Source organism: Sandarakinorhabdus oryzae (assembly GCF_009733735.1).
Classification (GTDB): Bacteria; Pseudomonadota; Alphaproteobacteria; order Sphingomonadales; family Sphingomonadaceae; genus Sandarakinorhabdus; species Sandarakinorhabdus oryzae.
Map to the genome: position 1 here is coordinate 24,341 of NZ_WNJP01000018.1, position 6,194 is coordinate 30,534.

Annotated in this window: 4 protein-coding genes; all 4 read left to right on the plus strand. The window is 67.4% G+C overall.

The genetic code is table 11. The annotated features are described in order from the left end of the window. The first annotated feature begins 15 nt into the window (after window positions 1-15). Genes glgC through glgX form a run of 4 tightly spaced genes read left to right on the plus strand, consistent with a single transcriptional unit; the run spans window position 16 to window position 6,123 of the window. Window positions 16-1,278 carry a glucose-1-phosphate adenylyltransferase gene (gene glgC, locus GJ693_RS03425; RefSeq protein ID WP_156254936.1) on the plus strand — a complete coding sequence of 421 codons (1,263 nt, stop codon included), beginning with the start codon at window positions 16-18 and terminating at the stop codon, window positions 1,276-1,278. Further along, on the plus strand, window positions 1,275-2,729 hold the full coding sequence (gene glgA, locus GJ693_RS03430) for a glycogen synthase GlgA (protein WP_156254937.1): 1,455 nt from the start codon (window positions 1,275-1,277) through the stop codon (window positions 2,727-2,729). The genes glgC and glgA overlap by 4 nt, the downstream gene beginning before the upstream one ends. After that, complete coding sequence (locus GJ693_RS03435) at window positions 2,726-4,354, plus strand: alpha-D-glucose phosphate-specific phosphoglucomutase (protein WP_156254938.1); 1,629 nt, start codon at window positions 2,726-2,728, stop codon at window positions 4,352-4,354. Before glgA ends, GJ693_RS03435 begins: the two co-directional genes overlap by 4 nt. Continuing rightward, window positions 4,351-6,123 carry a glycogen debranching protein GlgX gene (glgX, locus tag GJ693_RS03440; protein WP_156254939.1) on the plus strand — a complete coding sequence of 591 codons (1,773 nt, stop codon included), beginning with the start codon at window positions 4,351-4,353 and terminating at the stop codon, window positions 6,121-6,123. The genes GJ693_RS03435 and glgX overlap by 4 nt, the downstream gene beginning before the upstream one ends. Window positions 6,124-6,194: the final 71 nt, after the last annotated feature.

Sequence of the window (6,194 nt, forward strand, 5' to 3'; positions counted from 1 at the left end):
AGGGGAGGGGATCGCATGGCACAAAGACGACAGGCACCACTGGCTCGTGATGCCATGGCCTATGTGCTGGCTGGCGGGCGCGGCAGCCGGCTGATGGAATTGACCGACCGGCGCGCCAAGCCCGCGGTCTATTTTGGCGGCAAGACGCGCATCATCGATTTTGCGCTTTCCAATGCCTTGAACTCCGGCATCCGCCGCATCGGGGTTGCGACGCAGTACAAGGCCCACTCGCTGATCCGCCACCTGCAGATGGGCTGGAACTTCCTGCGCCCGGAACGCAACGAGAGCTTCGATATCCTGCCCGCTTCGCAGCGCGTGTCGGAAACCCAGTGGTATGAAGGTACGGCCGACGCCGTCTATCAGAACATCGACATCATCGAAGGCCATGGCCCGGAATATCTGGTCATTCTGGCCGGCGATCACATCTACAAGATGGATTATGAGTTGATGCTGCAGCAGCACGTCAACCAGGGCGCGGATGTGACCGTGGGCTGCATGGAGGTGCCGCGCGCCGAGGCCAGCGGCTTTGGCGTGATGGCGGTGGATGACACGGATCGGATCGTCGAATTCGTCGAGAAGCCCGCCGATCCGCCGGCGATGCCCGGCAAGCCCGACGTGTCGCTGGCCTCGATGGGGATCTATGTCTTTTCCACCCGCTTCCTGTTCGAACAGCTGCGCCGCGACGCGGCCGACCCCGAAAGCAGCCGCGATTTCGGCAAGGACATCATTCCGTACCTGGTCAAGCACGGGAAGGCCGTGGCGCACCGCTTCTCTGAAAGCTGTGTGCGCGGCAAGGACGAGACCGGCGTCTACTGGCGCGATGTCGGCACGGTGGACGCTTATTGGGAAGCCAATGTCGACTTGACCCACATCATCCCGCAACTGGATCTTTATGATCGCGACTGGCCGATCTGGTCCCATGCCGAGATGCTGCCGCCGGCCAAGTTCGTGCACGACGAGGTTGGCCGTCGCGGCGAGGCCATTTCCAGCCTGGTCAGCGGCAACTGCATCATTTCGGGCAGCCATGTCGAACGCAGCCTGCTGTTCACCTCGGTGCTTGCCCGCAGCTGGAGCCATGTCGAGGAATCGGTGATCCTGCCCTGGTGCGACATCGGCCGGAACGCCCGGCTGAAGAAGGTGGTGCTGGATCGCGGCGTGAAGATTCCGCCCGGGCTGGTGGTGGGTGAAGACCCGGTGCTGGACGCCAAGCGCTTTCGCCGCACCGACAAGGGCGTGTGCCTGATCACCCAGCCGATGATCGACCGACTGGAACTGTGATGCTGCGGGTACTGTCCGTCGCATCGGAGGCGGTGCCGTTGGTGAAGACTGGCGGGCTGGCTGACGTGGCTGGCGCCTTGCCGGCCGCGCTGGCGCCGCACGGGATCGAGATGACGACCCTGCTGCCGGGCTATCCGGCCGTGATGAAGGCGGTGAAACGCGGCCGCGTGCTGCACAGCTATGACCAGTTGCTCGGCCAGAAGGCGCGGCTGGTGGCCGGCAAGCTGGGCGCGCAGCCGCTGATCGTGCTGGATGCGCCCGGCCTGTTTGCGCGCGACGGCGGCCTTTATGGTGATGCCAATGGCCACGACTGGCCCGACAACTGGCGGCGTTTCGCAGCGCTGGGCCGGGCCGCGGCAGACCTCGCGGGCGGGCTGGTGCCGGCACGGGCGTTTGACCTGCTGCACGCCCACGATTGGCAAGCAGGGCTCGCCCCGGCCTATCTGCGCTTTGCGCCGCTGCCCGGCAGCCGCGCAGTGCCGACGGTGATGACCATCCACAACATGGCCTTCCAGGGCTATTTCAGCCGCGAGACATTCAAGGAGCTAGGCCTGCCCAAGGCCGCCTGGTCGCTGACCGGGGTGGAATATCATGGCGGCGTCGGTTTCCTGAAGGCTGGCATGGAAGCGGCAAGCGTCATCACCACGGTCAGCCCGACCTATGCCCAGGAGATCCGCTCGCCCGAATATGGCATGGGCCTCGAAGGCCTGATCGTCAGCCGCGGCGATCGGGTAAAGGGCATCGTCAACGGCATCGATCCGGCCGAATGGAACCCGGCGACCGATGCCCATATCCCGGCCCCCTACAGCACCGCCACCATTGCGCGACGCAAGGCCAACAAGCGCGCGCTGGAGGCCGAATTCGGGCTGGAGCCGGGCGACGGCCCGCTGTTCATCGTCGTCAGCCGGCTGACCTGGCAGAAGGGCATGGATGTGCTCGTCGAGGTGCTCGATCACCTGGTCGGCCTCGGCGGCCGGCTGGCCTTGCTGGGCAGCGGCGATGCCGGGATCATTGCCGGGCTGGCCGCCGGGGCGGCGCGGCATCCGGGGCGGATCGGGCTGAAATTCGGGTATGACGAGGCGCTGTCTCACCGGCTGCAGGCCGGCGGCGATGCCATATTGGTGCCCAGCCGCTTCGAACCCTGCGGCCTCACCCAGCTCTACGGCCTCGCCTATGGCTGCGTGCCGGTGGTGGCGCGCACCGGCGGGCTGGCCGACACGGTGATCGACGCCAATCTCGCCGCCTTGAGCGCCGGCGTCGCCACCGGCATCCAGTTTTCGGGTGTCACCTACCCGGCGTTGGCCGATGCGATCACCCGCGCGGTGGCGCTGTGGCACCAGCCCGAGCAGTGGGGCAGTCTTCAGCGCGCCGGCATGAAGCAGGATTTTTCCTGGGCCACCAGTGGCCGGCGCTATGCCGCGCTCTATCGTGAACTGACAGGCACGCCATGACCGTCGAGACCATCCCCACGTCGCCCATCGCCGGGCAGAAACCGGGCACCTCCGGCCTGCGCAAGAAGGTGCGGGTGTTCCAGCAGCCGGGTTATGCCGAGAATTTCATCCAGGCCGTGTTCGACGTGGTGGAGCGGCCGGCCGGCGCCACGCTGGTGATCGGCGGCGATGGCCGGTTCCACAACCGGGTGGTCATCGCCCAGGCCATCCGCATGGCGGCGGCCAATGGCTATGGCCGCGTGCTGGTCGGGCAGGGCGGCATCCTGTCCACGCCAGCGGCCAGCCATGTCATCCGCACATATGGCGCCAGTGGTGGCCTGATCCTGTCTGCCAGCCACAACCCGGCCGGGCCGGACGAGGATTTCGGAATCAAGTACAACATCGCCAATGGCGGCCCGGCGCCGGAAGCGGTGACCGAGGCCATCTACGCCCGCACGCAGACCATCGACCGCTGGCTGGCGGTGGCGGGCGATGTCGACATCGACAGTATCGGCACCAGCGTCGTGGGCGACATGACGGTCGAGGTCATTGACCCGGTCGCCGATTATGCCGCGTTGATGGAGCGCCTGTTCGATTTCGCCGCCATCCGCCGCGCGGTCGCCGGCGGCTTCCGCATGATCTTCGACGCGATGAGCGCGGTGACCGGGCCCTATGCCGTCGAGATTCTCGAACGGCGCCTCGGCTTTCCGGCAGGCACGGTGCGCAATGGCACCCCGCTGGAGGATTTTGGCGGGCATCACCCCGATCCCAATCTCGTGCACGCGAAAGACCTGTATGACGCGATGATGGCCCCCGGTGCGCCGGATTTCGGCGCCGCGTCAGACGGTGACGGTGACCGCAACCTGATCATCGGCCGCCACCGTTTCATCACCCCGTCGGACTCGCTGGCGATGCTCGCCGCCAACGCCCATCTCGCGCCGGGCTATGCCGGCGGCCTCAAGGGCATCGCCCGCTCCATGCCGACCAGCGCGGCGGCGGACCTGGTGGCCAAGGCGCTGGGCATTCCCAGTTACGAGACGCCGACCGGCTGGAAGTTCTTCGGCAATCTGCTCGATGCCGGCCTGGCCACCATCTGCGGCGAGGAAAGCGCCGGCACCGGTTCCGACCATGTCCGCGAGAAGGACGGGCTGTGGGCGGTGCTGCTCTGGCTCAACATCCTCGCGGTGCGAGGGCTGAGCGTCGATGCGCTGGCCCGCGAACATTGGGCGCGCTTTGGCCGCAACTATTACGCCCGCCATGATTATGAGGCGGTGGAGACAGCCGCCGCCAACGCGCTGATGGCGGAACTGACGGCGGCCTTGTCCAGCCTGCCCGGCCGCGCCTTCGGCCCGCTCAGCGTCGCGGCGGCTGACAGTTTCAGCTACAGCGATCCGGTCGATGGCTCGACCAGCGCCAACCAGGGCCTGCGCGTGCTGTTCACCTGCGGCTCGCGCATCGTCTTCCGCCTGTCGGGCACCGGCACCGAAGGGGCCACGCTGCGCGTCTATCTGGAGGCCTATCAGCCGCCCGATGGCGCCATGGACCGCGAGACGGCGGACATGCTGGCCGATCTGATCGCCGCGGCCGACACGATGGCCGGCATCACTCGCCATACGGGACGAACCCGGCCCGACGTGGTGACATGACGCCCCATTACGCGGCAGGCCATACCCACTTTCGTGTCCGTTCGCCCAAGGCGTCCGCCGTCTTCCTCTGCCTGTTTGATGGCGCCGCCGAACAGCGGCTGCCCATGCGCCGCGACGGCGACGAGTGGGTGGTGAGCCTGCCGGGTGATCGCGTCGGCACCCCTTACGCCTATCGCGCCGAGGGGGAGTGGAACCCGGCCGCCGGCCTGTGGTTCGATCCGGCCAAGCTGCTCGTCGATCCCCACGCCGTCGAACTGACAAGCCGCTTCGTGCAGCAACCGGCCCTGGCTCGGTTCGGTGTCGATACCGCCCCCATCGTGCCGCGTGCCATCGTGCCCGGTCGCACCGCACGCGTCCGCCGCCGCACGCCGCGGTTCGCGCCGGGTGGCCTCATCTATGAAATCAATGTGCGCGGTTTCACCCTTTTGCACCCCGACGTGCCGGACGCCCGGCGCGGCACCGTGGCGGCGCTGGCCCATCCGGCGATCATTGCGCACCTGAAGAAACTCCACGTCGATGCCATCGAGCTGATGCCGGTCACCGCCTGGATCGACGAACGCCACCTGCCGCCACTGGGGCTGCGCAACGCCTGGGGCTACAACCCGGTGGTGCCGATGGCGCTCGATCCCGGCCTGTGCCCCGGCGGTGTCGCCGAACTGCGCGACACGGTGGCGGCGCTGCACCGGGCCGGCATTGATGTCATCCTCGATCTCGTCTTCAATCACACGGGCGAAAGCGACATCCAGGGCGGCATCCTGAGCTTTCGCGGGCTGGACAATGAATTTTACGCCCACGACCCCGATGGCCGCCTGATCAACGACACCGGCTGCGGCAACACGCTGGACTTCGCCAATCCGGCGGTGCGCGCACTCACGCTGGCGACCATGCGCCACTTCGTCCGACAGTGCGGGGTGGATGGCTTTCGCTTCGATCTGGCGCCAGTCATGGCGCGCGGGCCGGGCTTCTCGTCAACGGCCCCGATCTTTAGCGAAATCGCTGCCGATCCCGAACTCAATGACCGTATCCTGATCGCCGAGCCGTGGGACATCGGCCCCGGCGGCTATCAGCTCGGCAACTTCCCGCCCAACTGGCTGGAATGGAATGACCGTTTCCGCGACGATGTCCGCCGCTTCTGGCGCGGGGATGGTGGCATCGGCGCGCTTGCAACCCGGCTGGCCGGCTCGACCGACATTTTCGGTGCGGCTTGCCGCAGCGTCAATTTCCTTGCCGCCCATGATGGCTTCACCCTGGCTGATACCGTCGCCTATGCCGAGCGGCACAACCACGCCAATGGCGAGGACAACCGCGACGGCCATGGCGAGAATTTCTCGTGGAACAACGGCGTTGAAGGCCCGAGCGATGATCCCGCCGTCCTCGCCCGCCGCGCTGCCGACCTGCGCGCGCTGCTCGGCACGCTGTTTGCCTCCACTGGCACCATCATGCTCACCGCCGGCGATGAATTCGGCCGCAGCCAGCAGGGCAACAACAATGCCTATGCCCAGGACAATGCGCTGAGCTGGATCGACTGGAAGACCCGCGACACCGCGCTGGAAGACCATGTCGCCGCCCTGGCCCGCACCCGCCGCCAGCGCGGCCCCTGGCGCAATGTCTTCCCTGAACCCGGCCAATGGCTGCGCCCGGACGGCGCGGAAATGGCCGTGGCGGACTGGGAAGACCCGGCCACCGATGGCTTCCACTATGCGCCGTCCGATCCGGCTGCTGGCCGGCTGCGGGTCGCGCGCAGCGAACGCGCGGTGGGCTGGCGCTGACCGGGCTCAGATGGCGGCCAGGCTGCGGGCGGCGGCGGTCACGGCGGCGCACTGCGGGTCGGGTTGGCCGG

Bases quoted from the DNA above. Each gene is read 5' to 3' on its own strand.
- glgC (WP_156254936.1), top strand. From the start codon at position 16: ATGGCACAAAGACGACAGGCACCACTGGCTCGTGATGCCATGGCCTAT.
- glgX (WP_156254939.1), top strand. From the start codon at position 4,351: ATGACGCCCCATTACGCGGCAGGCCATACCCACTTTCGTGTCCGTTCG.
- GJ693_RS03435 (WP_156254938.1), top strand. From the start codon at position 2,726: ATGACCGTCGAGACCATCCCCACGTCGCCCATCGCCGGGCAGAAACCG.